This window comes from Thioalkalivibrio denitrificans, from assembly GCF_002000365.1.
GTDB classification, from domain to species: domain Bacteria; phylum Pseudomonadota; class Gammaproteobacteria; order Ectothiorhodospirales; family Ectothiorhodospiraceae; genus Thioalkalivibrio_A; species Thioalkalivibrio_A denitrificans.
Map to the genome: position 1 here is coordinate 1 of NZ_MVBK01000105.1, position 1,588 is coordinate 1,588.

The 1,588-nt window shown below is 62.9% G+C and carries 2 protein-coding genes; one reads left to right on the forward strand and one right to left on the reverse strand.

The window, feature by feature from the left end:
- Window positions 1-124 precede the first annotated feature (124 nt).
- Complete coding sequence (locus tag B1C78_RS15210) at window positions 125-595, reverse strand: hypothetical protein (protein ID WP_077280020.1); 471 nt, start codon at window positions 593-595, stop codon at window positions 125-127.
- A 190-nt stretch (window positions 596-785) separates the two neighbouring features.
- Between B1C78_RS15210 and B1C78_RS15215 the strand changes: the two genes are divergently transcribed.
- Window positions 786-1,571, forward strand: a complete 786-nt coding sequence (locus tag B1C78_RS15215) for a sulfite exporter TauE/SafE family protein (RefSeq protein WP_077280021.1) — start codon at window positions 786-788, stop codon at window positions 1,569-1,571.
- The last annotated feature ends 17 nt before the right edge of the window (window positions 1,572-1,588 follow it).

The following is a 1,588-nucleotide window of genomic DNA, read 5'->3' on the forward strand; positions in this document are numbered from 1 at the left end:
AAAAGCCTCGACGCAAAGACGCGAAGACGCAAAGGGTTCGCAAAGAAGACTCTTGATCTGACTTCTGAACCTTTGCGTCACTGCGTCTTTGCGTCGCGGTTTCAGAGCCGCCGGATCGACGCCCTCACTGATAAAGCGCGGGGTTATTGGGTCGCGGCGGCTGGGCAGGCAGTTTGATGAAGGCGTAGCCGGAATCCGCGTGACAGACCATGCACTGCCCGCGCATCTGCTCGAAGGAACGGAAGAAGCGCTGATCATCCTGCGCCTCGATGGCCTCTTCCATGCCCTCGAAGCCCTCATCGAGGAACTTCTGAATATCGGCCGCGCGGCCGGGGCGGGTCACCGCATTGCGGCGCAGGGCGCCCTGCATTTCCGCCATCTGATAACCCGCATACTCCCACTGGCCCTGTCGTGCCGCCCAATAGAGGTTGTTATAGCGCTCTCCCACCTGGAGCATGATGGCCGCCGTATTGGGCATGGCCCGAATCAACTGCTCCAGCTTCTCCGCGTCGCTGCCGTCACGACGCCAGTCATCGGCGAGGGCGGCAGAAGAGGCCAACATCCCGGCAAGTATCAATACGATCCATTCCTTCATTTCACTTATCTCCATCATTGCGATTCACAAACGAGCTATTCGATGACACAGACAGGAAACCGCATATGTGGTGACATATGCAACCCCGCATACGTGTCTTTTCTGAAACATCCTCACCATCCATCACGCCTGCACATTTCCAGACACGCGGTCTATCATGGCCGTCTCCAGTTCCTGACAGGGGTAACACGTGGAAGCATGGCTGGCCTACCTGGCCCTGGGGGCGGTGGCGGGGGTGATGGCGGGCCTGCTCGGCGTGGGCGGCGGACTGATCATCGTTCCGGTGCTGGTGTGGCTGTTCATCCACCAGGGAGTTGAACCGGGCATCATCACGCACCTGGCCATCGGCACCTCGTTGGCCACCATCCTACCCACGGCCATCTCCTCGGCCCGCACCCATCACCTGCACGGCGCGGTACGCTGGGACCTGGTGGCAAAGATTGCGCCCGGTGTCATGCTGGGCGCCCTGGCCGGGGCCACGCTGGCGGAGTTCCTGAGTTCGGATACATTGCGCCGCGTGTTCGGCGCCTTCGAGATCGCGCTCGCCATCTACATGTTCCTGAACATTCGGCCTGCACCCCACCGGCCCCTGCCGGGTACCGCGGGTCTCGCAAGCGGCGGGGGCGTGATCGGACTGGTGTCTGCACTGCTGGGCATCGGCGGCGGCTCCCTGAGCGTGCCCTACCTGGTGTGGTTCAACGTGGCCGTGCGTCATGCCATTGGCACCGCGGCCGCGGTCGGCCTACCCATCGCCCTCGCCGGCGCCGGCGGATTCGTCTTCCATGGCTGGGCCACGGAGGGTCTGCCCGACTGGAGTCTGGGCTACGTGCACGGCCCCTCGCTGCTCGGCATCGCCATCGCCAGTTTCCTCACCGCCCCCATCGGCGCCCGCCTCACCCACCGGCTTCCGGTTCCGCTGGTACGCAAGCTGTTCGCGGTGCTGCTGATGGTGCTGGGCATCAGGATGCTGATGTAGTTGTCAGTTGTCAGTTG

Bases quoted from the DNA above. Each gene is read 5' to 3' on its own strand.
- B1C78_RS15210 (WP_077280020.1), bottom strand. From the start codon at position 595: ATGAAGGAATGGATCGTATTGATACTTGCCGGGATGTTGGCCTCTTCT.